Annotated in this window: 23 protein-coding genes and 1 rRNA gene; 11 read left to right on the top strand and 13 right to left on the bottom strand. The window is 57.6% G+C overall.

All coding sequences use genetic code 11. The features are described from left to right. Window positions 1-20: 20 nt before the first annotated feature. The 5 genes from H586_RS0108360 to H586_RS0108340 all read left to right on the top strand — a co-directional run bounded on the left by H586_RS0108360 (window position 21) and on the right by H586_RS0108340 (window position 5,604). Window positions 21-899 (top strand): NAD(+)/NADH kinase, encoded by an 879-nt coding sequence (locus tag H586_RS0108360; RefSeq protein WP_011368451.1) that lies wholly within the window; start codon window positions 21-23, stop codon window positions 897-899. A 27-nt stretch (window positions 900-926) separates the two neighbouring features. Continuing rightward, window positions 927-2,669, top strand: a complete 1,743-nt coding sequence (locus H586_RS0108355) for an ARMT1-like domain-containing protein (protein ID WP_011368450.1) — start codon at window positions 927-929, stop codon at window positions 2,667-2,669. A 35-nt stretch (window positions 2,670-2,704) separates the two neighbouring features. Then, window positions 2,705-3,373, top strand: a complete 669-nt coding sequence (locus tag H586_RS0108350; protein ID WP_011368449.1) for a DUF4254 domain-containing protein — start codon at window positions 2,705-2,707, stop codon at window positions 3,371-3,373. A 50-nt stretch (window positions 3,374-3,423) separates the two neighbouring features. After that, window positions 3,424-4,854 (top strand): Asp-tRNA(Asn)/Glu-tRNA(Gln) amidotransferase subunit GatB, encoded by a 1,431-nt coding sequence (gene gatB, locus H586_RS0108345; RefSeq protein ID WP_027181815.1) that lies wholly within the window; start codon window positions 3,424-3,426, stop codon window positions 4,852-4,854. A 351-nt stretch (window positions 4,855-5,205) separates the two neighbouring features. Then, window positions 5,206-5,604 (top strand): Ros/MucR family transcriptional regulator, encoded by a 399-nt coding sequence (locus H586_RS0108340; RefSeq protein WP_027181814.1) that lies wholly within the window; start codon window positions 5,206-5,208, stop codon window positions 5,602-5,604. Window positions 5,605-5,854: 250 nt separating this feature from the next. Here the strand turns inward: H586_RS0108340 and H586_RS18695 are convergent, their stop codons facing one another. The 5 genes from H586_RS18695 to rplM form a co-directional block, all read right to left on the bottom strand. After that, the gene (locus H586_RS18695) at window positions 5,855-6,370 is read right to left on the bottom strand and encodes a hypothetical protein (RefSeq protein ID WP_011368446.1); all 516 of its coding nucleotides are present in this window, start codon (window positions 6,368-6,370) and stop codon (window positions 5,855-5,857) included. 19 nt (window positions 6,371-6,389) lie between these two features. Beyond that, window positions 6,390-7,004, bottom strand: coding sequence for a hypothetical protein (locus H586_RS0108330; protein WP_011368445.1), 615 nt, complete (start codon window positions 7,002-7,004; stop codon window positions 6,390-6,392). Beyond that, window positions 7,001-7,549 carry a homoserine kinase gene (gene thrB / locus H586_RS0108325; RefSeq protein WP_051363943.1) on the bottom strand — a complete coding sequence of 183 codons (549 nt, stop codon included), beginning with the start codon at window positions 7,547-7,549 and terminating at the stop codon, window positions 7,001-7,003. The genes H586_RS0108330 and thrB overlap by 4 nt, the downstream gene beginning before the upstream one ends. Before the next feature lie 190 nt (window positions 7,550-7,739). Next, a complete protein-coding gene (gene rpsI / locus H586_RS0108315) occupies window positions 7,740-8,132 on the bottom strand; it encodes a 30S ribosomal protein S9 (RefSeq protein WP_011368443.1) in 393 nt (130 codons plus the stop codon). Window positions 8,133-8,150: 18 nt separating this feature from the next. Beyond that, the gene (gene rplM, locus H586_RS0108310) at window positions 8,151-8,585 is read right to left on the bottom strand and encodes a 50S ribosomal protein L13 (RefSeq protein ID WP_011368442.1); all 435 of its coding nucleotides are present in this window, start codon (window positions 8,583-8,585) and stop codon (window positions 8,151-8,153) included. A 207-nt stretch (window positions 8,586-8,792) separates the two neighbouring features. Here rplM and H586_RS0108305 point away from each other — a divergent pair, with 207 nt between their 5' ends. Both H586_RS0108305 and H586_RS0108295 read left to right on the top strand, forming a co-directional pair. Then, entirely contained in the window at window positions 8,793-10,031 is a 1,239-nt protein-coding gene (locus H586_RS0108305) for an HD domain-containing protein (RefSeq protein WP_027181811.1), read from the top strand. A gap of 188 nt (window positions 10,032-10,219) precedes the next feature. Further along, window positions 10,220-10,696, top strand: a complete 477-nt coding sequence (locus H586_RS0108295) for a CBS domain-containing protein (protein ID WP_011368440.1) — start codon at window positions 10,220-10,222, stop codon at window positions 10,694-10,696. 208 nt (window positions 10,697-10,904) lie between these two features. Here H586_RS0108295 and H586_RS18690 read toward each other — a convergent pair whose 3' ends face one another. Beyond that, window positions 10,905-13,220, bottom strand: coding sequence for a DUF3536 domain-containing protein (locus tag H586_RS18690; RefSeq protein ID WP_034618948.1), 2,316 nt, complete (start codon window positions 13,218-13,220; stop codon window positions 10,905-10,907). Between the two features lie 137 nt (window positions 13,221-13,357). Then, window positions 13,358-13,705 carry a DsrE family protein gene (locus H586_RS0108285; RefSeq protein ID WP_011368438.1) on the bottom strand — a complete coding sequence of 116 codons (348 nt, stop codon included), beginning with the start codon at window positions 13,703-13,705 and terminating at the stop codon, window positions 13,358-13,360. Between the two features lie 287 nt (window positions 13,706-13,992). On the opposite strand from H586_RS0108285, the gene H586_RS0108280 reads away from it, so the two are divergent. The 3 genes from H586_RS0108280 to rnr all read left to right on the top strand — a co-directional run bounded on the left by H586_RS0108280 (window position 13,993) and on the right by rnr (window position 18,752). Continuing rightward, a complete protein-coding gene (locus tag H586_RS0108280; RefSeq protein WP_011368437.1) occupies window positions 13,993-14,694 on the top strand; it encodes a Bax inhibitor-1/YccA family protein in 702 nt (233 codons plus the stop codon). Between the two features lie 55 nt (window positions 14,695-14,749). Beyond that, entirely contained in the window at window positions 14,750-15,820 is a 1,071-nt protein-coding gene (gene lpxK, locus H586_RS0108275) for a tetraacyldisaccharide 4'-kinase (RefSeq protein ID WP_011368436.1), read from the top strand. A gap of 322 nt (window positions 15,821-16,142) precedes the next feature. Beyond that, the gene (rnr, locus tag H586_RS0108265) at window positions 16,143-18,752 is read left to right on the top strand and encodes a ribonuclease R (RefSeq protein WP_027181808.1); all 2,610 of its coding nucleotides are present in this window, start codon (window positions 16,143-16,145) and stop codon (window positions 18,750-18,752) included. 199 nt (window positions 18,753-18,951) lie between these two features. Here the strand turns inward: rnr and H586_RS0108255 are convergent, their stop codons facing one another. The 6 genes from H586_RS0108255 to rdgC form a co-directional block, all read right to left on the bottom strand. Further along, entirely contained in the window at window positions 18,952-20,448 is a 1,497-nt protein-coding gene (locus H586_RS0108255; RefSeq protein WP_027181807.1) for a hypothetical protein, read from the bottom strand. Between the two features lie 25 nt (window positions 20,449-20,473). Beyond that, a complete protein-coding gene (locus H586_RS0108250) occupies window positions 20,474-22,087 on the bottom strand; it encodes a DNA repair protein RecN (protein WP_027181806.1) in 1,614 nt (537 codons plus the stop codon). Between the two features lie 134 nt (window positions 22,088-22,221). Then, a complete protein-coding gene (locus H586_RS0108245) occupies window positions 22,222-23,079 on the bottom strand; it encodes an ABC transporter permease (protein WP_011368432.1) in 858 nt (285 codons plus the stop codon). A 1-nt stretch (window position 23,080) separates the two neighbouring features. Beyond that, on the bottom strand, window positions 23,081-24,031 hold the full coding sequence (locus H586_RS0108240) for an ABC transporter permease (protein ID WP_049753953.1): 951 nt from the start codon (window positions 24,029-24,031) through the stop codon (window positions 23,081-23,083). Window positions 24,032-24,115: 84 nt separating this feature from the next. Then, window positions 24,116-24,649 (bottom strand): hypothetical protein, encoded by a 534-nt coding sequence (locus H586_RS0108235; protein ID WP_011368430.1) that lies wholly within the window; start codon window positions 24,647-24,649, stop codon window positions 24,116-24,118. Between the two features lie 15 nt (window positions 24,650-24,664). Beyond that, window positions 24,665-25,279: a recombination-associated protein RdgC gene (gene rdgC / locus H586_RS0108230; protein WP_011368429.1), complete on the bottom strand. Its 615-nt coding sequence runs from the start codon at window positions 25,277-25,279 to the stop codon at window positions 24,665-24,667. A gap of 455 nt (window positions 25,280-25,734) precedes the next feature. Between rdgC and H586_RS0108225 the strand changes: the two genes are divergently transcribed. Further along, window positions 25,735-25,984: ribosomal RNA gene (locus tag H586_RS0108225) — 16S ribosomal RNA — on the top strand; the annotation flags it as partial.

Below are 25,984 nucleotides of genomic sequence, written 5' to 3'. Positions count from 1 at the left end.
GCTTTCTACTAGGGATAGTCATGCATCGCGAATTGAAAAGAGTTTTTATAGTCACCAAGCAGGCCCATGCCGGAGCCGCTGCCCTTGCCGCCGATATGCAGGCATGGTTTGCCGCGCGCGGCATAGAAGCGGCAACGGAAGAAAACGATACCGCATCGGCTCTTCCTGACTTTGCGCGCAGTGCTTCGTGCATCATGGTGCTGGGCGGCGACGGCACCATGCTGAGTGTTTCGCGCAGAGCAGTGGGGCTTGATGTGCCGTTGCTCGGCGTCAATCTGGGCAAGGTGGGCTTTCTGGCAGAGGTTTCAGCCGCAGGCTGGCAGCAGGCTTTTACCCGGCTGGCGGAAAACGGCCTGACGTGTTCGGAGCGGCTGGCGCTGCATTTTGCCGTGAGCCGGGAAGGACGCTGCGTTTTTGAGGGCACGGCCGTCAACGATGTTGTGCTGCACCGCGGCGTACTGGCCCGGGTGATCAATCTGGGGCTGGGCGTGGACGGCGAATGGCTGGGTGATCTGCGTGCGGACGGGCTTATCGTGTCCACCCCCACCGGAGCCACCGGGTATGCCGTATCGGCGGGGGGACCGCTGGTGCATCCCGATATGTCTGTCTATGCCATCACACCTATCTGTCCGTTTCTCAACAATTTTCATCCCATGGTGCTGGCCGGTTCCATGCGGTTCGAGATCAGGATTCTGGAAGGGCCGCAGGAAGTGTATGTGACGCAGGACGGTCAGGAATGCTTTGCCCTGCAGGCGGGTGATCTTGTCACCGTCACGCAGGCTTCCCGCGGGTTGCTTTTTGTCGCTGTTGAAGGCTCCACCTATTTCACGCGGCTGCGTGCCAAAGGCTTTGTACGCGACCCGAGAGGACGCGGGCGGGCCGTTCCCGCATCAAGCTGATGCGCGGCCGTTTTTCCGGAGGTTAGAATGACTGCGCTTCCCGAACTTGCTTCCGTGCGCGAAGTGCGCCAGGGGGTTGATCCTGTGCTGGATGCATGGCTGCATCATTTTCGCACAGAGAATAATATAGAGCATCTGCTCAACCCTACGCTTATTGCCACGCCCGAACAGCTGCGGTTTATGGTGGCTCTGGACGAAGACCAGATTTATTTCCCCTGTTCCGACAAAGTGTTCCGCATGCTTGTCCAGCCTCAGCCGCCCATGGAGCTGGTGCGCGAGTATGCCCGTGCATGGCGTTTTATCGTTATGATGATTAAGGCCCACGGCTTTGACAAATTCAACGAACGGCGTGTCATCCACTTTGCGCGGCTTCGTTTTCAGCTGGCGCTAAAATCGGGCATCATCATTCCTTCGCGGCTGGTCAAACGGCTGGTAAGCGTTGTGCTGACCCAGTGCGGCATTCCCGACCCCTACCGTGATTCCAAAGTGCAGGCCAACCGGCAGGCGGCGGACAATGCCGGCAGCCCGGAAGTGAACAGGGCCCTGCAGGCCTGTCCCGAAGACCTGCCCGCAGCATGCACCGATATCCGCGACTTCCGGTGGGAGCTTGATATGATAGAGCTGCGCCGTCTGCTTTATCTTTCCACCATGTCCGAACTGTGGAAAAATTCCAGTCTGGAAGGTGTGGACTTTGCCGCGGAGCTGAACAAGCCCTGCGGTGACTGCGCCAGACTGCGGCTGGTTTTCGGTCCGGAAGAAGAAGCCCGTCGGAAAGTAATGTATCTGCCCGATGTGAGCGGCGGCATTATCTATGACCTGCGTATAATCAGGGCGCTGCTGCGTATGGGGCATCAGGTGGTGCTGGTGCTCAAGGAAGGCTTTCACTTCAAAACCCCCACCATGTGGGATGCCGAGTTTGATCCGGTGCTTAAAGAGCAGCTGGAGGGCGCCATGTTTCTGCATGACGAGGCCGTGACCAAGAACAGCCTGCTGGCCACCCTGCGTGAACACCGGTTTGTGGTTATTTCGGACGGAACGCGCGAACAGCTTAATCTGTACCGCACCAGTGTCACCTTTGCCCGTGCATGGAAGGAATGTGATGTCATTCTGGCAAAAGGCAGACGCAATCATGAAGTGCTTATAGAAAGCAGCCATGATTATACCCGCGACATTCTGTGTTTTCACAGAGACAAGCAGGGTGAGTTCCACTTTGCTTCCAAGCCCCGGGCCGCCGGAGTGCGTAAATTTTCGGAGCAGGATCTGCTGGGCAAGGCGGACACCATCATACGCCGTATGCGCGAAGCCAAACACGCAGGCCGCACCATCATTTTCTACAGCTGCGTCATCGGTTCCATACCCGGGCAGACAGCCACGGCCATCAGCGTGGTGGACACCTTTGTGGCACATCTGCGCGAGCGCATGGAGCAGGTGTTCGTCATCAACCCCGCAGAGCATTTTTCTGAAGGCATGGACGGCGACGACCTCATGTTCATGTGGGAGCGTGTTCAGCGGAGCGGACTTATTGATGTCTGGCGTTTTCAGACAGTAGAGGATATAGAAACCAGCTTTGCGCTGATGGGCCGCAAAGTGCCGCCCGTGTGGTCGGGCAAGGATTCAACCTATTCCACCGGCTGCACCAAGGAAATGCATATCGCCATAGATATGCAGAAAAAACATCCCGAGCTGCAGATCATCGGCCCTGCACCGGACAAGTTTTTCCGGCGGCGTGAATACGGCGTGGGCAAATTCTTTGACGCGGGCATTAAATAGCCTGCACAATGCAATATAGTTTCCGGAACGGTACAATGAGCACTATTTCTTTTGAAATCATAAAGAGCGGGCTGGAGCGCGCCTTTGACGCGCAGGCGGATGCCACCGCCCGCTGGCATGACAGCGAACCCGACACTGCAACGCAGGCCGGCAAACAGGTTACAGAAAATGAACCGGCACTGGCCGCGCTGCACAGGCTGGTGCTGGCTCAGCATCTGATGAATTTCAAGCTGTGGCATGTGGAAGACATCGCCAGGCGGAAGGATGTGGGGCCGGAAGTCATCGCGGACTGCAAATACCGCATCGACGGATACAACCAGCAGCGCAACGACTACATGGAAAAAGTGGATATCTGCATGATATCGCTTATGGAGCCGCTGCTGCCTCCGGCGCATGAGCAGGTACGCATCAATACAGAATCGCTGGGCATGGCGGTGGACAGGCTGTCCATCCTCAGCCTCAAGATGTTTCATATGCTGGAACAGGCCGCCCGCGAAGACGCGCCGGAGCAGCACAGAGAAAACTGCCGCGCCAAGCTGGCCGTGCTGGCCGAACAGCGGCACGATCTGAGTCGTGCCGTCATGGAGCTGCTGGACGATTATGCCCGCGGCGTGAAGCGTCCTAAAACGTACTACCAGTTCAAGATGTACAACGACCCAGATCTGAATCCGGAACTGTACGGCAACAGAAAAGGAAAGGCATAGCGCTGCGGGGCCGCCCTGCTGGCACATGCTTTTGTCCAAGGAGTATCTGTATGGCTGAATACGAAGTCGTCATAGGGCTGGAGGTGCACGCCCAGCTGCGCACCCGCTCGAAGCTGTTCTGCGCCTGTTCCACGGAATTCGGAAGCGAACCCAATACCAACGTGTGTGAAATCTGTTCCGGCATGCCCGGCGTGCTGCCGGTGGTTAACAGAAAAGCCGTGGAATACGCTGTAATGATGGGCATGGCTGTGGACTGCACCATCAATAACGATTCGGTGTTTGCACGTAAAAACTATTTTTATCCCGATCTGCCCTACGGTTATCAGATTTCGCAGTTCGAGCGGCCGCTGTGCGAACACGGGCATCTTGATATTCCGGTGAACGGCGGCACAAAGCGCATCGGTATAACGCGTATACACATGGAAAATGATGCCGGTAAAAACATTCATTCGGCTGCGGACAACGCCAGCTATGTGGATTTGAACCGTGCCGGAACGCCGCTGATTGAAATCGTCAGCGAACCGGATATGCGCAGCGCGGAAGAAGCCGTGGCCTATCTGAAGGAACTGCGCTCCATACTGCTGTATCTCGGTATCTGTGACGGTAATATGGAAGAAGGCAGCTTTCGCTGCGACGCCAACGTTTCTTTGCGCCCTGCGGGACAGAAAGAATTCGGCACCCGCACGGAACTGAAAAACGTGAACTCGTTCCGCAACGTGCAGCGGGCCATTGAAGTGGAAATAGCCCGCCAGCAGGATTTGCTGGAAGACGGCGAAAAAGTGGTTCAGGAAACACGCCTGTACGATGCCGCCCGCAATGTCACCGCATCCATGCGGGGCAAAGAAGAGGCACACGACTACCGCTACTTCCCCGATCCTGACCTTATTCCTCTGCATCTGGAAGACGGATGGCTGCAGGAATGGCGCAAGGCGCTGCCCGAGTTGCCCGCACTCCGCAGAACACGTTTTATGGAGCAGTACGGACTGTCTGTGCAGGACGCCGAACTGCTTACCGCCGAACGTGAGCTGGCGGATTTTTATGAGGCTGCGGTGCGGCACGGCGGCGTGCCGAAAAAGGTGGCCAATCTGATGATGGGTGAATTCATGCGCGAGCTTAATGAGCGGCGCATCAGCGTGAACGAAGCCGCCATGACTCCCGAAGCCGTGGCCGAACTGGTACGGCTGCAGGAAGAAGGTGTGGTGAGCAGCAAGATTGTGCACGATATCTTTTCTGACCTGTTCACATCGGGGTCCATGCCGGAAGCCTATGTGAAGGCCAAGGGACTGGTGCAGATATCTGATTCGGACGCCATAGAAACCGCAGTGGACGAGGTGCTGGCTGAAAACCCTGCAGAGGTTGAAGCCTACCGCGGCGGCAAGACCAAACTGATGAGCTTCTTTATGGGGCAGGTCATGCGCAAGACCAGAGGCAAAGCCAATCCTGCCGTGGTCACCGGATTGCTGACGGAAAAGCTGGGATAGCAGGCTGCCGGTATAATGGCGCCGTAATTATTTTATGGAGCAATGCAACAGGCGGTCCCCGGACCGCCTTTTTTTATGCATAAGATGCGTCCGCAAAAAGACAGCCCGCATTGCTTTTGCACCGCTATGCTGTGTTTACGCAATGGCGGAACAAAGCGTTACGCGGTTTTTTTGTACGATAGCATCATGCGGGGCATAACAGGATCATTATGACACACAAACGCAGCATACTGTGGTGTACACTGTGGTTGTTGTTGACATCGTGATTTTAGGGACTTAATGAAAATGTACAAGTTGGGGGTCAACTGTAACAAACTGGCACTTGCAATATACCATGCGAGAGAGGTGAACATGGATGACTATCTGAAGGAAGCGCTGGAGATTGTGAAAGCGCAGGCAAGCGTTCGGAATATGACTGAAGATGAAATTACGTCAATGGTCATGAAGCTTGCCAGTGGAATCAAAGGAATATGCGAAGGCTCTGTGACTCCTGACGGGGGGATGGACGCACAGGCTGCGCAGCGCTCTATCAAGGAAAAAACAATTACCTGCCTTGAGTGCGGAAAGAGCTTTAAAATTATCACTAAAAAGCATCTGGCTCTGCACGACCTTGATGCCGTTTCCTACCGTGAAAAATGGGGATTTAAAAAGAATACCCCGCTGGTCTGCAAATCGTTGCAGCGTGAACGCCGCAAAAAGATGAAAGATATGCAGCTGTGGGAAAAACGCCGCAAGCAACCTGCTGAATAACACCGACGGCCTGTAGTTTTACAGGCCGTTTTTTGTGCCGCGACAGTCAGCCGCTGTGCCGCGGTGCCCTGCAGCTGCAGTCCGGGGCAGCCGCTGCTCCGCATTCTGCAATCAGGTCATTTTTTTATTATATGCTTCTGTCATGGCAGAACGGCCGGCATTGCTGCCGGCCGTTCTGCTTTTCGGTAATATGGCTGCTTCTGCTTCATAAGCAAAAGGCGGGGGAGGGAAGGAACATGCCGCAGCTATGTTACTGCCGCAGCGCGTCCTCCTGTACAAGCTGCATTCTGCCCTGCTGCCCGCCGGAAACGGCATCGGGCGGCTGTTCGGTAAGCAGCATGCGGTAGCCGAATGAAATGTACTGTGCGTCCACGGTGCCGGCGTCAAAGGTGAATTCCAGCGGAATCCCCCGTTCTTTGCCTATGGGACGCGGAACATAGGTATGCGTGTCGCGGGCGATGACCTGTCCGGTGTGGTCGCTGAGGTATGCCGTGATGGTCAGCTGCCCGTACCATGCCGCCCATTGCGGATACAGTTCGGAGTTGGGCAGGGCGGTGCCGATCACACCCACGCTGTCGCCCATATCCACGGTGGTGAAACCGAACCGCCAGAACTGCATGCCTATGTGGTTGTCGCCGGATCTGCCCCACGTCTCATGAGCCAGATGCCGGACATTCTGGCCGGAGCATCCTGCCAGCACGCCCATGGTCAGAACAGCCAGAAGGCCTGCCGTCAGCAGGAACCGCAGTGAGAAAGGCCGATTCATGTGTCACCGCCATACAGGGTTACAGTTTAGGAGGACCGTAGAAAAGCATTTCTGCAAGCGTCAAGTCAACCCGGGGCAACTTTTTCAGTCTGGGGCCCACGTGTTCCATTTCCAGTGCCGCCAGCTCGCGGTAGTAGGGGGTTCTGTCCACCGTGGGCACAGCCTCGGCCTGTTGTCCTGCCGTGCATTCCACAAAGCGGAAGCACCCGCTGAAGCTGCGCAGGCCGCCGTCGGGCAGGGCCAGCACATTGCGGGTGCCGTGCATCCGGCAGATCATCAGCCGGTGCTCGTATATGCCGCACAGCCCGTCATCATTGACAGGACACATCAGGCGGGGGCGTATGCCACGGGCGAGCAGGTCGCGGCTTTGTTCCACCACGTCTTTTGCGCGTGCCAGATATGCCGCGCGGCGTGCTTCCGGCAGCCGGTTCATGCCGCGCCACAGGTACAGCCACTCCACATGGGTGTGGTGCTGAAAATAGCTCGTACAGCAGTTGTCGGGGCATCCTGCACAGGTCAGCCCCGCAGCCCGGGCTTTGTCGCTGTATTCCTGTTCCATGCGGGTGTACAGGTCTGCAAGGCGCGCAAAAACACCTGTTTTCCGCTTTGCTGCGGCTGTTCTGCTGTGCTTCATCTCAACTCCGTCAGCAGTCCGCTGATGGCCGTGACACATTCCTGTACACCGGCTGTGGTGCACGGAACGGTTATATCGGCATAGGTTTCATACAGGGCGATGCGCTCGTTGTACAGGTCTTCAACAGTCTGTCCGGGGGCGATGGCCAGACCCCGGTCAGGGTTGCGGCTTATGCGTTCCAGTATCACCGGCAGATCAACCTGCAGGTACACCACAGGCCCCAGTGACTTCAGATGTGCCATTCCCGCGGCTCTGTACACCACGCTGCCGCCGGTCGATATGACGGTACGCCGTACGTTTATACGCCGGCAGACGGCGCTTTCCACGTCCAGAAAGGTCTCTTTGTCCATGCTGTCGGCAACCTGCTGCAGGGTGGTGCCGTAATGGGCTTCTATCAGATGATCACTGTCCATGTGTGCCCAGTTCATGTGCCGGGCCAGCGCCGCGCCTATGGTGCTTTTGCCGCAACCGGCCATGCCGATGAGGATAATGCACCCGTCCTGTTCTGATGGTTCGGGACGGGGAATATATGTATTCTGCGTCATATGGGTCTGGTTTCCTTGCTGTGAAAGAAGGCGGTGTTGTCTGCGGCAGTTTGCTGCGGCGGCGGGCCGGTGTCAACCGCGGACGCTGCAGGACTGTGCGGCAGGTGGCGCAGCAGCCGCGGACCGGCGCGGATGTAAAAAAAGGCAGACCCCAGAGGGTCTGCCTTGTGATGTTCCGTAGCAGCCGGAATTAACGCTTCGAGTACTGGAAGCGGGCACGAGCTGCGCGCTGACCGTACTTTTTACGTTCCTTCTTACGTGCGTCACGGGTAAGGAAGCCTGCGCGCTTGAGCGAGGAACGCATTTCAACGTCCACTTCAAGCAGGGCACGGGAAATACCGTGGCGAACGGCTTCGGCCTGTCCGCGAACACCACCGCCCTGCACATTGACATGAATGTCAAAGCTTTCGACGTTCTTGGTCAGCGCCAGAGGCTGACGGATGATCATCTGAAGGCTTTTGCGGGGGAAGTATTCGTCATAGGGACGGCCATTGACAACGATCTTACCGGTTCCGCTGTAGAGGCGGGTCCTGGCAGTGGCGGTTTTGCGCCGCCCGGTGCCGTAATTGAATTCCTGAGTCATAGTATCTCCACCTCTGTATTAGTACTTAAGCTCAAGAGCCTGAGGGTTCTGAGCCTGGTGGGGGTGCTCGCTGCCAGCGTACACCTTCAGCTTTTTCAGCATGGCGCGACCCAGACGGTTGCGCGGCAGCATACCCTTGACAGCGTTGATAAGCGCACGCTCAGGCTTGGTTGCCAGCACGTTTGCCAGAGTCTGCTCGCGCAGACCGCCAACGTAGCCGGAGTAACGGTAGTACTTCTTGTCGGAAAGTTTCTTACCCGTTACTGCAATCTTTTCGCAGTTGACCACGACGATGAAGTCGCCGTTGTCCACGTGCGGGGCAAATTCAGGCTTATGCTTGCCGCGAAGCCGGTGCGCGATCTGTGCGGCCAGACGACCGAGAATTTTGTCCTCGGCATCCACCACATACCAGTCGCGGGTGATGTCCTGCGGCTTAGGGCTGAACGTCTTCATAATTATAATACTCCTTGACCTGCGAAGCTCGAAAGGCGAACTACATAGGGAGTTTTTTTTCTCGTGTCAACGGAAAAAAAGCCCGACAACAGGGGTAACGGGTTCGGGGTTAGGGCTAGTCCCTGCCATCTGCTTTCAACCCTTGTGGGTTATACCAAGATAGCCTACTTTGCCAAGTAGTTTATTGGATAAAATTTGGAGGACGTCATGGTGAGCATCCGCAAGAGCCTTTTGCAGTTTGTATTTGCAGGCTCTTACATGAAACGCTGGAATGACAAACTGCGCCCTGTGGAACTGCTGGAAGTGGACAAACAGGCGCACAAGATGATCGTGGCGTGGCTGCTTTACCAGCAGAATTCGGATGACCTTGACGACGCAAGCCGTCTGCGTCTGGGCAGCGACATTATCGAAGGCGGCATTTTTGACTATTTTTACCGTCTTGTCATCACAGACATCAAGCCGCCCGTATTTTACCGCATCAAGGACAATGCCCAGCATTATGCCCAGCTTTCGGCCTGGGTGCTGGATGAACTGGAACCGCTGGTGCAGCCACTGGGCGAAGATTTCTGGGGGCGTATGCGCGGGTGGGTGCAGCGTCCGGAAAAAAATTCCAGAGCGGACCGTATTCTGGATGCCGCGCATCTTTTTGCCAGCAACTGGGAGTTCCGGCTTATTGAGTCGCTGAACCGTTTTGACGACGAAATCGAAGATATCGGAGCTTCGTTCGATGCCAAGCTGGCGGGGTTTGATGACCTGAAGGGCATGGACAGCCTGCGGCATGCCACGGGGGCAGTGGGCCGGTTTGCGGCGTTGTGCGGCCAGCTGCGTTTTCAGAAACGCTGGTCGCAGACACCGCGCATCCCCGAAACGTCAGTGCTCGGCCATATGTTTCTGGTGGCATGCTATTCGTATTTTTTCAGCCTTGCCGTCAACGCATGCGGCGCGCGCAGGCAGAATAATTTTTTCATCGGTCTGTTTCACGACCTGCCGGAGCTGCTGACCCGCGACATTATTTCTCCTGTAAAAAAGTCGGTGGAAGAGCTGGACGCTGTGATAAAGGAATACGAAGAAGCCGAACTGCGCCGCAAGGTGCTGAACCCGCTGGAAGAAGAGGGCTTCGGGGGCATTGCCGCGCGTCTGTCGTATTATCTTGGTCTGGAGGTGGGGTCGGAGTTTACAGAGGCGGTTGTGGATAACGGCAATGTACTGGCGGTGGACTTTGAGCTTTTGCAGAGCAGGTACAACCACGACCGGTTTGACCCGCGCGACGGAAGAATGCTGAAAACCTGCGATACGCTGGCCGCGTTTATCGAGGCGTATACCGCTGTGCGCAACGGCATCAGTTCTGATCAGCTGCAGGCGGCTTTGTGGCGGTTGCGTGACAAAAACCGCCGCACGGTCATCGGGCCGGTGCATGTGGGAGCCCTTTTTGCCGACTTTGACTGAAATGTTGCATAGGGTGCTTGTGCAATCTGCCGTTCTTATGGATTTTTTTGCAGCCCTGCTGTATGGTGGTGCTGTATATACGCTGCAAAGGGCGTTGCTGCGCCGTTCTGCGGACAGGGGTGTCCGCTTTGCCAAACAGTTTTCTGCGGGCCGCTGGGGCACGGGCGGTCTGCGCGGAGGAGCCTGATATGCTGTTACGTAAACGAGCCTGGGATATAGCCCGGGAAGAGTTTCCCGTTGTCCGCACCACCGATTCACTGGCCGAGGCCATGCGCCGCCTCAGAGAATTTCAGGCGCGGGATTCCGCCTGTATCTGCGCTCTGGTCAACGATGAGGGCGGCAGTTTTGCCGGTGCAATTTCCGTATGGGACACCATGCGTTTTATGGAAAGGCATCTGCTGCGCGGCAGTGCCTTGAACGGATTTGACGAAAGCGGTTTTGACAGGGTGTTTCACAACGCCTGTAAAGTTGCCGGCTCAACCCCTGTCAGCAAGATAATGGACAGGCATGTGACCGTGCTGCGGCCTGATGAGCCCCTGCCGCTGGTGCTGGAACAGATAGTACAGCGTGGCCGCAGCTATGCCGTGGTCAAAGAAGGACCCAAGGTCATCGGTGTGGTGATGATTACCGACCTGTACCGTGAAATAAGCGGCGAGATGACCTGACCGCGCTTGCCGCCGGTCTCTGTAGGGTCATGCCGCCGTTCCCTGTAGTGGCATGCTGCCGGTCGTTGTGGGGGGATGCTGCCGGTTCCTGTAGGGGCATACGCTATCGGTCGCCGCGGTTTTTATTGCAGACAAAAAACGCCGCAGCATTTGCTGCGGCGTTTTTGTGTACGGAAACATCATATCGGGGAACACCGCTGCGCGCGGACTACTGCGGCTCGTCCGGCCTGAATCCCAGCGCGCGGGCTGCCGCACCTGCCTGCGCGTTCCACGGACGCATGGCCCATACGCGGTTCTGCACGGGCCACCAGTCCAGTCCGGCCACATGTTCCGACAGGGTGCGTACCAGTTTTTCCAGCGCCGTCCACTGCACAGGGGACTCCAGCAGTTTCAACGCGGTCTGCTGGGCTGTTGCTTCCAGCCTGCGGCGCGCACCTGCCGGCAGTTCCACCTTGTAAAGCCATGCCGCGGCGGCCTGTGCGCGGGCGTCCTGCGGGCCCGTTCCGGTGGCCAGCGCCAGCAGCATTTCCGGCGCAAATTCCTCCCACAGGTGTGCGTCCGGCTGATCCTGCTGCGCTTCCTCCCACGGCAGGAACAGGGCAAGGGCATCGGGCGTGCGGGCCAGCGCATCCGCCCGCCGCTGGGCCACCGAATGCAGAATGTATGTCATGGCCAGCGCCTGTTTTTTGTTCCATGGCAGCTGGTCAAAGCCGCACGACGAGTCGCCCCCCTGTGTGCCGGTCACCGTAACCTGCAGACCGTCGGGCGGCGACAGCAGAATGTTGCCGCCGCGCCGGAGCGTCCGGCCGCAGGTGTTGCACAGCTCCCAGCTGAACGGCTGATCCCATGCCGCGGGATGCCAGCGTATCCGGGCCGTGCCGCTGGCGGCGGGCGCGTTCCGGCTGTTTTCCGCGGGTTGCCCGTCCGTGCCGGCGGGAACGACTGTTATTTCCACATCCACTGCCGGCCACGAGGCACAGGCCGGTACTCCGGCCTGCAGTCTCCCCTGATAGGCTGTGGTCAGCAGGGCCTGCAGCACCAGCGATGCCTGTGTTTCGCAGCGCGGGAGCACGCGGTTTTCAAAAATGGTTCTGCCGGTGCCTTCTTCCGGCTTGTTTGACAGGGCCTTTTCAAGCTGCCGCAGAAACTCTTCGGGAATGTCTCCGCCGCCTGTCTGGCGCCGGATTTCCAGTGCCCGCAGGGCATAGGTCAGAGCGTTGACCGGTTCGATGCGCGAAAGCTCGTCAAAAAACCAGGCGCAGCTGGCATATGCGGCCAGCATCTGTTCTTTCATGGTCAGCAGTTTCCAAGCTGAACCGGCCGCGGCGTCATCAGCTGACAGCATGATATGCCGCGCGGCGAAGTCCTGCCGCTGCTCCGCACCGCACAGCACCAGTCCGAAACCGGAGAGCGCCTGTTGCGGGTTTGTGAAAAGAGCCGGTGCCTTGCTTTCGAAATGGGCGTCAACAGCATGGCTTGCAATGTCCAGTGCGTCCCGTAGCGGTTTGCGCCATGCCTGATTCCAGCCGGGATGCCCGCCGTCCGTGCAGCCGCAGTCCGAACGCCAGCGTTCCACGCCGTGAACGCAGCTCCACGAGGATGGTTCGTGCAGTTCTGCGCGCCATTCTGCAGGGTGCCGGGCCAGAAAGGCCGCCATGTTGGTGGGGCGGATGCCGTCTCTGCCGGAATAGGCCTGCGCAAGGACGTGGGCCAGTGCCATCTCGCCGAAGGTGGAGTGGTGGCCGTAGGTTTCTCCGTCTGTGCACAGTGTCAGCAGACCTTCGCCTGCTGCTGCGGCTATGCGGTGCCAGAAGCTTTCTCCGTCGCGCAGCAGCTTTTCAAACGCCACGGCGCGCGAGATGGCACCGTGATAGAAAAATACAGTGATGCTGGCGCCGGAAGGCAGATCTATACGATAGGGCCGTCTTACATCCAGAGAATGTTCGTCCACGGCGTTCCAGCTGCCGTCCGGCGTGCAGATCCGGCGGGCCTGCCGGGGAGCCAGCACGGTGAAACGCACTCCGTGTGCAGCCAGTTCTTCCAGTGTAGCGGTGTCTGCGGCGCTTTCTGCCAGCCACATGCCTTCGGCCTGTCTGCCGAAACGATGGGCGAAGTCGTCAAGTGCCCATTGTATTTCCAGCCTGCGTTGTTCCTTGCCGGCCAGCGGCATAATGATGTGGTGATAGACCTGCGCCAGTGCGTTGCCGTGGCCCCAGCGCGACATGCTCAGCCTGTCGGCTTCCAGCATGCGGGCATAGGTGTGCGGATCATCTCGTTCCAGCCAGCGCATCAGGGTCGGGCCGGCATTGAAGCTGATCCATTCATAGCAGTTCAATATGTCTGCAATGCGTCCGGAGCCGTCCAGCCTGCGTGCCCAGCCCATGGGGGCATAGCTTTCACGCAGTATGCGCTCGTTCCAGTTGCAGGCCGGTGCGGCGCTGCCTTCGGGCAGCACGGTGCCCAGCCACGGGTCTTCGCGGGGGGGCTGGTAAAAATGGCCGTGAATGCACAGGTATTTGTCCATGCCGGACCTCCGGAGCGGTAAAGATGTCTTGGCAGGGCGCCGGTAAACACAGTCAGCATACACCGTTTTTGCAGCGGCGGACAGGCAGGTGCGCAAAAAGTGCGCGGCGGCCCGCATGTGGCGGCCGCCGCGTTACGTCAGGGTTTTATATAGGCGAATCCTTTCTGCTGCAGCTGCACTATTTCAACCACGCCCGCGGGCACGACAATGCAGTCTGCCAGCAGATCCTGCCGGGCTATGTCGAATTTGCGCAGCGCATTGGCGCACAGGCGGAAAGAGGCTCCGCGTTCCTGCAATGCCTTGATTTGCGCGGCATGCGGGGCTTCAGCGGTTTTAAAAAGCTGCACCGCGGGGCCGTTGACAACCATGACTGTTTCAAACTGCTCTTCGGGCAGGGCGTTCAGGTAGTTGTCGATATTGGTCAGAGCCAGCCCCAGACGGGCCGGGTCGGCAAGGTCAACATGAAATACGACGGAATAAGACATGGCAGCTCCCGTTGGGTGTCCGGCAGCCGGGGTGCCGGAGCGCAGAGGTTCAGCCGTCAGAGACGGAACTTTACTTACTGCGGGCATTGTTCCATATTGTTCTACCCTTGCCAAGCGGTGCAAGCGTTGTTACCCATTATATCACAACGCACCTGCCGGTACCGCACCCGGTAGAACCCTGTTTCGCACCCGGTTCCGCCGGATGCGTTGCACGCGCCTGCCGCTTTTGCAGACAGGGCAGGCCCGTTAAAAATTTGTATTCAATTTCCCAAGGAGGGATAATTACAATGTTGAGAACCGCCCAGCGCAGCCAGAGCCGTACTGAAGTCGTCAATGCCTTCATGCGCGGCGTGTACCAGTGGATGGCGGCAGGACTGGCCGTAACAGCCGTATCCGCTTTTGCGGTGGCCAGCAGCCCCGCGCTGCTGCAGCTTATTTTCGGCACCCCCATGCTGCCTCTTGTGCTTATGATCGGCCTTGTGGGGCTGGTGTTTTATATGTCGGCCCGCATCGGCACCATGTCTGCAGGCACGGCAACCACGCTGTTTATGGTGTACAGCGCGCTGAACGGCGTTGTGCTCTCCAGCGTACTCATTGTTTATGCCACAGCTTCGGTTTTTCAGGCTTTTGTCACCGCGGCGGCCATGTTCGGCGCCATGACGGTGTATGGCATGACCACCAAACGCGACCTTACATCCATGGGCAGCTTCATGTTCATGGGGCTTATCGGTATTCTTATCGCCTCGGTGGTTAATATCTTCCTCGGCAGCTCCATGATGGAGCTGGTTATCAGCGCCATCGGCGTCATTGTGTTTACCGGGCTTACCGCGTACGATAGCCAGCAGCTGCGCCAGATGGGTGAAACCGCTCCCATGGATGATCCGGTGGCCATACGCCGCGGAACCATTCTTGGCGCGTTGCGGTTGTACCTTGATTTTATCAACCTGTTCCTGATGCTTCTCAGGCTCTTCGGCGGAGCACGGGATTAACCGTCAAATGAGTACACGAAGGGAGCCGTGAGGCTCCCTTTTTTGTGGTGGCTGCATGTCTTCTCTGCCGTTGCAGAAATCTCTTTACCCCCTGCTGCGTCCGCTGGGCGCGGCATATCGTGTATTGATGCGGGCGCGCAGACGCCGGTACGAAAACGGCGCCGCCTGCGGCACTGATGTTCCGTGTGTTTCCGTGGGCAACATCGGCTGGGGCGGCAGCGGCAAGACGCCGGTGGTGCAGTGGTTGCTGCAGTGGGCTGCCGTACACGGCCTGCACGCCGTGGTGCTGACGCGCGGTTACAAGGCTTCGCCGCCCGGACTGCCTTATGTGGTGACGCCGCAAAGCTCTGCGGCACATGCGGGGGACGAACCGCTGATGCTGGCGCGCAGCTGTCCGCAGGCCACTGTGGTAGTGGACCCTGTGCGCAGCCGGTCCGCCCGTTGGGCGCAGGAGCGGCTGGCTCCCGATTTTTTTGTGCTGGATGACGGATTCCAGCATGTGCAGGTAGCCCGCGATACTGATCTGGTTCTGCTGAAAAAAGATGATCTGCACGCGGAATGGGGGCGTGTATTGCCTGCCGGTTCATGGCGCGAAGGGCCGGAAGCCCTCTCACGCGCAGCGGCGTTCTGCATAAAGTGCGGCAGCGGTGAGTTTTCCGGTCTTGTTCCGGATTTTGAGAACCGGCTGGGCAGCTTCGGAGTGCCGGTGTTCGGTTTTTCACTGCGGCCCGGCGCCCTGATACCTGTCTGCGGTGCGCATGAAGGTGCGCAGCTGCCTGCGGGGGCGCCGTATGTGCTTTTCAGCGGTGTGGGCGACCCTGCTCAGGTTGCAGTTACCGTCAGCAGTTTTTTAGGGTATGATCCCGTCAGGCATCATGTGTTTGCCGACCATCACGGGTATACACAGGCGGACATGGATCGCATGGCCGGTTACGGGCTGCCGCTGGTGTGTACTCCCAAAGATGCGGTAAAACTGACGGCACCGTGCGGGGTTCCGGTGTGGACCCTGTCGCTGGAGACAAATTTTCATTCCGTATGGAACGCGCAACCTCCGGCAGGGCAGGCCGGTGAAGGTTTTGCGCAATGGTGGCAGTGCCGCTGGCAACGGCTGGCAGGCCTGCGCTGAAGGTGCGGCATGCCGGATATACGGTGGCGTATGTCCGCATGTTGCCGGATGACGGCAGCATGACAGCTGCCGGTTTTTCAAAGGTTCTTTCGGGGCCGGTTTGCACCGGCCGCGGTCTGCATGCCTTTCATGCCGCTTGCAGCGGTATGCCGGCATCTGATGCAGACAGGCACCCCTCAGGCTTTTTTCTTTACAGAAAGCGGGCAGAGGGCTGCCGTCCTTGCCGGTACTTCCCGCGGCTCAATGCCGGGCAGGGATGATCCGGTTACAAATTTTTATACGTTTCCGGCTTGTTTTCATTCCGGATTCATGAGGTTTTTTTATGGGTAAAAAGAAAAGAAAGCAGGCCGAGAGTCTGCCTGTACGCAGCGGTGATCTGCTGCAACTGTTCAAGGACGAAAAACGCCCTCTTAAACTGCAGGATTTCTTCCGGCTGCTGGGACTGAGCAAAAGCTACAGGGCGGCGCTGGAGGAAGCGCTGGAAGACCTGCGGGCCAAAGGGCGCATTCTGCAGCTGCGCGGCGGCTCGTGGGGTCTGGCGGAACAGTTGAAAATGGTTACCGGCACGCTGGAAGTGCAGCGCTCAGGAGTGGGCTTTGTTTTGCCCGAAGACAAGCGCCGGGCCGATATTTTTATCAGTCCCGCGCAGATGGGGCAGGCATGGCACGGTGACAAGGTTATGGTGGCGCTGCTTTCCGAGCGGGCAGGCAGAAAACCCGAAGGCCGTATTGTGCGCGTACTTGAACGCGGGCACGAGCTTGTACCCGCCCGTGTGGTCAAGCTGATGGGCAAAGCCGGTGTGCTGGCGCAGCCTGCCGACACACGTCTTAGGTTCAGCATGCTTGTCAGCAGGGGGGCTCTGGACGGCAAACCGCGTAAAAACGAGCTGTTGCTGGTCGAACCGGGCGAACGGCTGGAACCCAACCTGTGGTCCGGTGTGGCCGTTGAAAGTCTGGGTGTGGAAGAGGATGTTTCCACACAGGAAGTGCTGGTCAAGCTGAATCATAACGTGCCCACGGAGTTTCCGCAGGAGGTTCTGGATCAGGCCGCGGCATTGCCCGACCAGCCATCCGAGGACGATTTCGCCGGTCGTGTGGATTTGCGGCATGTGGATTTCGTGACCATAGACGGTGCCAAAGCCCGCGATTTTGACGACGCCGTCTATGTGGAAGAGCAACACGACGGCTGGCGGCTGTGGGTGGCCATAGCGGATGTGAGCCATTATGTGCAGCCGCGCACCGCACTGGACGAGGAAGCGCTGACCAGAGCCAACTCATATTATTTTCCGCAGTCTGTCGAGCCCATGTTTCCCGAAGCGCTTTCGAACGGATTATGCAGCCTCAATCCGCGGGTGCCGCGTCTTGCCATGGTGGCCGAGGTGTATTTTTACGCCGACGGAACTCCGGGCAAAAGCCGCTTTTATCCCGCTGTTATTGAAAGCAAGGCACGCCTTACCTACGGGCAGGTGAACAGGGCCGTGCTGCAGAAAGACCCGCACGAGCGCAAGCTGCTGGGGCCTGTGCTGCCCATGCTTGAACAGGCGGAGCAACTGGCGCGCGTGCTGAAGCGCAGGCGGCGTGACAGGGGGTCGCTCGATTTTGATCTGCCTGAACCGGAAATTATTTTTAACATTTACGGCGAAACAGTCGATATCGGCCGCCGTGTGCGCCATTTCGGTCACCAGATGATCGAGGAATTCATGATAGCCGCCAACGAGGCGGTGGCCCGTTTTCTGACGGAAAAAGAAACAGGCCTGCTGTACCGTGTGCACCCTGCGCCGGACATTGACAAGCTGGAGAACTTCTTCAAGCTCATGCGCGGCACGGCGCTGGCGCACAAGGTGCCGCCTCAGGCCGGTGCCGCCCAGCTGCAGACGCTGCTGCATGCGGCCGAAGGAACAGAGCAGGAGTTTCTGGTAAACAGGCTGGCACTGCGCACCATGATGCAGGCACGGTATACACCGGACCTGGAAGGCCATTTCGGTCTGGCATCAGAGTGTTACTGCCATTTCACCTCTCCCATCCGCCGTTATGCCGATCTGGTGGTGCACAGGGCGCTTAAGCACGCGCTGGGACTTGCCGGTGCCACGCCGCCGCCTGCGCCGCGCACGCTGCTGCGTATCGGCGATCAGCTGAATATCCGCGAAAGGGCGGGTATGGAAGCAGAGCGGGAAATTTTAAAACGTATCACCGTGCTGTACCTGCGTGACCGTGTGGGCGAGGAATTCAGCGGTGTTATTTCCGGTGTTTCCGATTTCGGCTTCTGGGTGGAACTCGGTGAGGTCATGGCGGAAGGACTTGTGCGTCTTTCTCTGCTGCATGACGATTACTATGAGTTCATCCCCGAACGTCAGGAGCTGATGGGCGAGCGTACGGGAAGAACCTTCCGGCTGGGTCAGAGCGTGCGGGTGCTGCTTTCCGGCATCAATGTACCCCGGCTTGAGGTTGACCTTGAACTGCTGGAGCATGAAGACAGCCGTGTGCCGCAGCGTAAAGAGGGAAACCGTTCCGCAGAGCGTGACCGGCGCCGTGGCGGTTCCGGTGACAGGAAAGGTATGACCGTTGCCGCGCAGGCCCGCAAGGCGGAAGCACGCCTGAGGGCGCAGGGCGGGGCACCGCAGGAGCACGAAGACTTTCAGGCCCCCGCAGCGCAGTCCGGTGATGCGGATGTGCTGGTACGTGCCGAGGATGGTTCCTTGATTGTTGCCGATGATGCAGATGACCGCCCCGCCGCCAGCGGCAAGCCCGCACGTGGCAGGTCACGTCGTTCTTCCGGAGGCAGGACCGGCAAAAAAACGGCCGGAGCTTCAGGCAATTCCGCAGGCGGTAAAAACGCAAAACGCGGCGCGCGTCCCGCAGCCGCCGGAGCAAAGAAGAAAAAACCAGCCGCGAGGCCTGAAAAGGCGGGCGGTACAAAGAAAAAAACTGCCTAGCGCAGACACTCCGGCACGGCGGATGCCGCTGTTTTAGACGGCCGGCAGAGCATTGCCGGTGGAGTGAATAACCGTACACCATATCGCCGGAGGCAGTGAAAGCTGTCTCCGGCGTTTTTGCGCGGTTCCGGAAAAATGAACTATGTGCCGCCTGCCGCAGAAGTTGTGTCCGTCGCGCGGCCCGGCGGGGCGGAGCAGGTCAGAGCCTGCTGATGCCGAAGCGTGCCAGAATTTCAGCCAGTTTCTGGTTCAGATTGGTTGTTGTGCGTGAAAGCAGCTCAAGATTGATGTGCACCCTGATATCGACTTTGAACGCAGCGGAATCCCACAGCTTTGTCACTGCGTCAGTCAGAGCCGCTTCCATCTGGAAAAGGTGCATGATGTTTTGCAGTTCCTGTACTGAGGCCATCAGAAAAAGCATGGATTCATCATCATCCGGATCCTGCCGCCATATCTTGTTGCGGCGTATACGGTTCATGCCCAGTTTTTCCAGATCAGCCACTGCAGCCGCAGGTACGCGGCGTTCCCTTACCGTGCGTATCTGCATTTTACCGGCATCCTCGCCGAAGCACCGGCGCAGAATAGCGATAAACTGGCTTTCCAGCACAAAGCTGATCACACGGTGCAGCCCTCTGAGACTGAACGGGCCCAGCAGAGCGCGGATAACGGAAAGTTCTTTGGGGGTAAGCATCTGCGGCGCACGCAGAAAATCTTCACGCATGACGTTAAGGCCGATGATGGCCCCGGCGGCGATGGCCGCCACCTGTTCCAGCACAAACAGTGCGCTGTCCCGCGTAAAAGTTGTGCCTTCGGGCTGGGCGCCGGAATGCAGAAAAGTTCTGGCCGCATCAAGCTGGGCGGTGCAGGGATCGATACAGATAAGCTGGCTGACGTGGGCCAGATCCGATTCACTGCACGGCTTGCCGGTTCGGGCCATTTCCGCGCGCAGAAAATCCATCACCAGCTTGCGGGTGCGGCGTGATTCAAAGCTGGCGTCTTCATCCTCAAAACGCAGCTGAATCCGGCTTTTTTCGGGGGCGGCAGGTGAAACGTCCAGTGTGCGCAGCAGGTTGTCAAAACGGTAAGTAAGCACCAGCAGGTTGCCTTCCCGCCCGAGCGAAAACTGCTCTTCGCGGGTCATGGCGGCAAAGGCCGTCTCCACCGAACTGTCGATGAAAGCTTCAAAGTACCGCTGCCACAGCCTTACGCCCAGTTCTTCTTCCTGAATGATGGTATCAATGGTCTTGTAAGCCTGCTCGCCGAAATAGCCTGTGAGCGTTTCGGAAAGATTATCAAGCGTGAGCGCCGAGACAAACACCACCCCCTGAATGCTTTTGACCAGCAGCACTTCCAGATTGGAAAGTTCCGGTATCAGCTGCTGTGTTTCGTCGGGGTTCTGGTTTTCCAGCGCTTTTCCGTATTTATTCAGACACTGTATAAAACCGGTGATGATGTTTTTCACGCGCTCGTACTGCGGGTCTTCCAGCCCCCGCAGAGTGAAAAGCTCCGAAATGGATCGCTGCTGCGCTTCAATGAGTGGAAATTCGTTGATGCGGCCACGGTTGATTCTGATAAATTCAAGCAGCAGCTCTCTTTCCAGAATCTCGCGTACCGCGCGGCTTTCTTTCATTTTGCTGAGTCTGGCCGCATACGCGGAAAACCGTTCCTGCTGGGACATGTTGTCCGTTGGTTTCATGCGGGTCTCCTCGGTCTTTTCCGCTTCAGCGATGCTGCAGGTGCGGTGTCAGCAGATTGCCTGCAAAGGCTTCTCCCTGTTCACCGCCGCCGGCCATGCGGCTCAGCTCGTTGCTTATGCCTTTTGCATCCAGTGCCGTGCAGTAGGTGTATGTGGCGTCGTCATGTACTTCTTTGCGGACATGAAAGTGACGCTGGGCCTTGGCCGCCAGCTGCGGCCAGTGTGTTATCAGCAGCATCTGCCGTTGCGATGCCAGCGAGCGCAGGCGCTCTGCAACGCTGTTCAATGTCAGTCCGCCCACGCCGGAATCCACCTCGTCAAAAATCAGCGTGGCCGATTCCTCTCTGGCCATCAGTCCCACCACGGCCAGCAGAAAACGTGAAAGCTCACCGCCGGAGGCAATTTTATCCAGCGGCTGCGGGGGCTGGCCCGGGTTGGGCAGCCACAGCATTCCGGCTTTTTCTTCAATGCAGTTTTCTGCCAGCTTGTGCGGAGTATGGGTAAAACGTACCTGCACCTGATCGGAAAAACCCAGCCCTTTCAGCTCCGCAACAATGTCCGCCGCCAGTTTTTCACCTGCTTTGCGGCGTGCCGGATTCAGCTTTTCCAGCAGAGCGGCCAGCTTTTCACGGGTTTCCTGCTCCTGCCGTGCTATCCGTTTCAGGTCCAGCCCGCACGAATCTAGAAATGACAGGTTTTCCTCGATTTCCCGCTGCAGGTCAACAATCTCATCCAGCGAGCGTTTGAGCTTGCGCTTCAGTTGCGCAAGTTCGTACAGCCGGGCTTCGATTTCTTCCAGATCTTCCTCGTCTGCATCGTGCACGGGCTGACGGCGCAGGCGTCCTTCGATGTCATGCAGCGTCTGCCTGAAGCCGGACACGGTGGTTGCGTCCTCCTCGTATTCCGGCAGAGCCGCGGCCAGCTGGCGCAGAGTGCTTTCCAGCGTGCCCAGCGCGGGAATGATACCTCCCTCGTACCCGCCAAGACACGAAAGCGCATCCTCAACCAGTTGCTTTGATTGAGTCTGGCCCCGCAGCAGGCGTTTACGTTCAAGCAGCGCATCCTCTTCACCGGGCTGCGGGTCAACCTTGGCTATCTCCTGCTGCTGAAATTCCAGCAGTTCCCGCCTGTCGGCCAGCGACCGGCTGCGTTCATGCAGGGCTTCTTTTTCTTCGGCAAGGCTGCGCAGGCTGCGCAACAGGCTGTCCCGCTGCTCCAGCAGGTCGGGGCGGTTCATGTACGTGTCCAGCAACGCAGCCTGAAAAGAGGGTTGCAGCAGTTTCTGCTGCCCGTGCTGGCTTGTATGGATGATAAGAGAAGAGCGCATGTCGCGCACGGTTTCCTGCGAACTCAGCTTGTCGTTGATAAAAAGACGGCTGCGTCCGCTGTGGGCGGTCAGTTCTCTGCGGATGATAAGATCGCCGTCGGAAAGGGCGAACAACGCCTCAACCGTGGCTTTATCAGCTCCGGCGCGTACGATGTCGGCTGACAATCTGTCGCCGGTAAGAAAATTGAGCGCCTTGAGGATAAAGCTTTTACCGGCACCGGTTTCACCGGTGAGTACATTCATACCGGGAGCGAACTCCAGCTCCATATCTTCGATCAGCGCGAGATTTCGGATTCTAAGCAGTTCTAGCATGATTCAGTGCACTACATACTGGTGACAGGTTTGGGCGAAAACTTTTTTTACCGTATCTACCCTCAAGAGTATAGGGCGGCAAGAGGTAATGCCGCATAACAACGCGGGAAAGGGTTGCGGTGACCGGTGCGGAGTCAGCGGCGCAGCCGCGGATCCAGAATGTCGCGCAGGCTTTCTCCCAGCAGGTTGTACCCCAGAACGGTGATCAGTATGGCCGCACCGGGAAAGAGAGACTGCCACGGAGCAAATTCCATCACGTCTTTGCCTTCCATCAGCATGTTGCCCCAGCTGGGCATGGGCGGCTGAACTCCCAGCCCGAGAAAGCTCAGGGCGCTTTCCGTCAGTATGGCGCCGGCCACGCCCAGTGTGGCGGCCACCAGCACCGGCGCGATGGCGTTGGGCAGAATGTGCATAAAAAGAATGCGGACCGTACCTGCCCCGGCAAGGCGTGATGCCGCAATGAAATCCCGCTCCCGCAGGGTCAGCGTTTCGGCACGCACCAGTCGGGCCACTCCCATCCACGATGTCAGGCCGATGACGATCATTATGTTGCCAAGGCTCGGTTCCAGAAAGGCAATGACCGCGAGGATGAGAAAAAATGAAGGAAAGCAGAGCATCACATCGACAAAGCGCATGATGATCTCATCGGTCAGTCCGCGGAAATAGCCTGCCACCAGCCCCAGAACAGTGCCGATGGCCGCGGCAATGCCTACCGCCACAAACCCTACCCAGAGAGATACCCGCGCGCCGTACAGCATGCGCGAAAAAATGTCGCGCCCCAGTGCATCTGTTCCGAAAGGGTGCACCGTGCTGGGCGGTTGCAGTATGGCATGAACATTGAGAAGCGTGGGGTCATAGGGTGCTATCCACGGTGCCAGCAGCGCCAGTACGGACATGCTGCCAACTATGGCTGCGCCGGTCCACAGCATGCCGTAACGTCCTGCTGCTTTGCGAAAGAAAAGACCCACGCGCAGGGGAAATAAACCGGCCATGTCAGCGAGCCTCCCGTGCAGAGCGGATACGCGGGTCGGCCAGTCCGTAGCAGACGTCCGCCAGCAGGTTGCCTGCCAGAGTAAGCACCGCACCCAGAACAAGGTTTCCCATAATAAGCGGATAATCACGGGCCATGACGGCACCGTAGAAAAGCTGCCCCAGACCGGGCAGGGCAAAAATGGATTCTATGATCACGCTGCCGCCTATAAGGCCGGGTACAGAAAGCCCCAGAATGGTTATGACCGGAAGCAGGGCGTTGCGCAGTGCATGGCGGAAAATCACCGTGCCCAGCCCCAGCCCTTTGGCGCGGGCTGTCAGTATGTAATCCTGCCGGAGTACCTCCAGCATGGAAGAACGCATAAAGCGTGACATGCCGGCGAGGCTTCCGAACGTATAGATAAACAGCGGCATGGCAAGGTGCGCTGCCACATCAAGTATTTTGCCCGTGGTGCTCAGCTGGGCGTAATCAAGAGACGTTATGCCGGAAATGGGCAGCCAGCCGAGATGAATGCCGAACAGCAGCATCATAAGCAGCGCAAGCCAGAATCCCGGCATGGCAAAGCCTATGAATACAAGCACGGTGCTGGCGCGGTCAAACCAGCGCCCCTGCCAGTAAGCCGAAGCAATGCCGACAGGCAGGGCAATGAGCAGCGTCAGCAGCATGGAGGCAAGGTTCATCCCCACGGTCAGCGGAAGTCGCTCGCTGATTTTGTCCCATACGGGCCGCATGTCTCCGGACATGGACATGCCGAAGTCAAGCCGGATTAGCCGGTTAACCCATTGCCCGTATTGCACATGCAGCGGCTGGTCCAGCCCGTACAGCTTTTCCAGCCGCATGCGGGCGTCGGCTCCGGCCTGCGGGTTCAGAGTTGTCTGCAGGTCGGTGGGCGACCCCGGCGCCAGATGTATGACGGCAAAGCTGATAAGCGTAATGCCCCAGAACACCGCCATAACCCATAAAAGACGTCTGCCGGCCCGTACGGCCAGTCCGGCAGCCTTCCGTCCCGCTGCTTCTGCCGTTGCCGCGTTCACTGCCTAGTCTCCGGCTGCAAGCCAGTTGCGCAGAGCTTTGACTTCTTCCTGCCAGTCAGCGGGAGCCAGACGTACCGTAAGAAACTGCCTGTACACTTCATCAATATACCCGAGACATGTCTCGATCAGGTATATCTTTTCCAGAAATGCAGCATCGGGGTCGTCATCTTCACCGTCTTTTTCAATAACCGGTGTTTTCAGGCTGTTCATCTGAAAGTCTTCAGCTTTGACGGAAACAGTCCATGTGTCGGCATCGCGTTCGATGCGCAACAGTGCCCGGTTGACTTTTTTGCCGGTGGAAAGACCCAGCCGTGCTTCGCGCAGCTCGGACATGGGGCCGGAAACAGTGGCCGTTTCCAGGCTTTCACCTTCTCCGCCCTGAACGGATATGCGCTGTTCCATGAACAGTCCGAAAGTGACCCCCTCAGGGGTGCGGAACTGCCCGTTGCCTGCTTCGCTTCTGAACCAGAGCCATGTAAGAAATTCCTGCCCCAGAACAACATCCGTCAGTTCACCCATATATGGTGTGTCGCTCATTATATATCCTTAAGGTTACGCAAAGCTGGTAGGTTCAACGGCGTCCAGTCTGGGCTGTATTTCTTCTCCCAGCAGACGCAGCGCCAGTGAGTACGGTGTCAGTTCTTCCAGATGCAGATCAAAGGTCAGAGTGAAATAGTCGGTAAACAGGTCGACAACCTTTGACTGGGTGGAAGCAAAGTAAACATCGTTGGTCTGCATGTTCCAGACAACATTGAATTCTGCCGGAACCGGCAGCGTGCGCGCCATCAGTTTAAGCTTAACCTGTTCTTTCAGCTCTGTCTTGCGCGCGCGTGATATGAACTTCTTCCCCTGATCCTTGTTGCGGGCTTCTTCGTCGCGCAAAGCCAGGGCGAGGTGCTTCTTGATCACCGCGGCAGACAGGCGCCGCGTATCAAGCCGCAGAGAAAATGTTATGTAGCTGCCTTTTTCCGGCGGAGCGGCACGCCACCACGGATCCAGCATATCATCGAAACAAACCCAGCCCCAGCCGCGTTCATCGGCTGTGTCCTCTATTTCTTTAAAGCCGAACTGCTTGAGTTTTTCCGGTATCTGTCCCCACAGTTCCTTGGGTATGTCGTCGGTAATCCTGAAGCGCGTAAAGCTGCTGCTTGCATTTAAAAAACCCATTTGGTTCTCTCCGGTCAATAAAATGTGATTGCTGTGTGTAGCGCATCTTCACGCCGTGCGCCAGCGCATAGGGTGGTACATGCCCTCGGATTATCATGCTGTAACGGCGTTTGTTTCATGACAAAAGTCTTATGAATTAAGAGTGTTGAGATGTTTGTTGTTTTTATTTGAAAAAAGCTGTTGACTTTTTCTTGCTTCAGCGTAGATTCCCTCTCCGCGCCAACGAGGCGCAGACAAACGCTCTTTGCAGACACCGCTCAGCGGTTTTTGAAAAAAAAAGTAAAAAAATTGTTGACGCGGAAAACGGGTTCGTCTAAAAAGGCCGTCCCCGCAGCGAGAAACGCTTTTTGCTTCAAGGGCGGGTCTTTTGGAGTTCTTTGACAATTAAATAGCGAGTTGGACAGGAAATAAGTTCAGCTTTATTTTGGCCATAGAATTTTATGGCTTCAGTTTTCTAACTGGAGAGTTTGATTCTGGCTCAGATTGAACGCTGGCGGCGTGCTTAACACATGCAAGTCGTACGCGAAAGTTCCTTCGGGGATGAGTAAAGTGGCGCACGGGTGAGTAACGCGTGGATTATCTACCTGCATCACCGGAATAACGGTTGGAAACGACTGCTAATGCCGGATAGTCTTGAAAGGGTAAAGGGGGCCTCTGCTTGCAAGCTTCCGGGTGCTGATGAGTCCGCGTCTGATTAGCTAGTTG

Origin of the sequence: Oleidesulfovibrio alaskensis DSM 16109, assembly GCF_000482745.1 — a bacterium.
Lineage (GTDB): Bacteria > Desulfobacterota > Desulfovibrionia > Desulfovibrionales > Desulfovibrionaceae > Oleidesulfovibrio > Oleidesulfovibrio alaskensis.
This window is presented reverse-complemented; position numbering and strand designations above follow the sequence as displayed.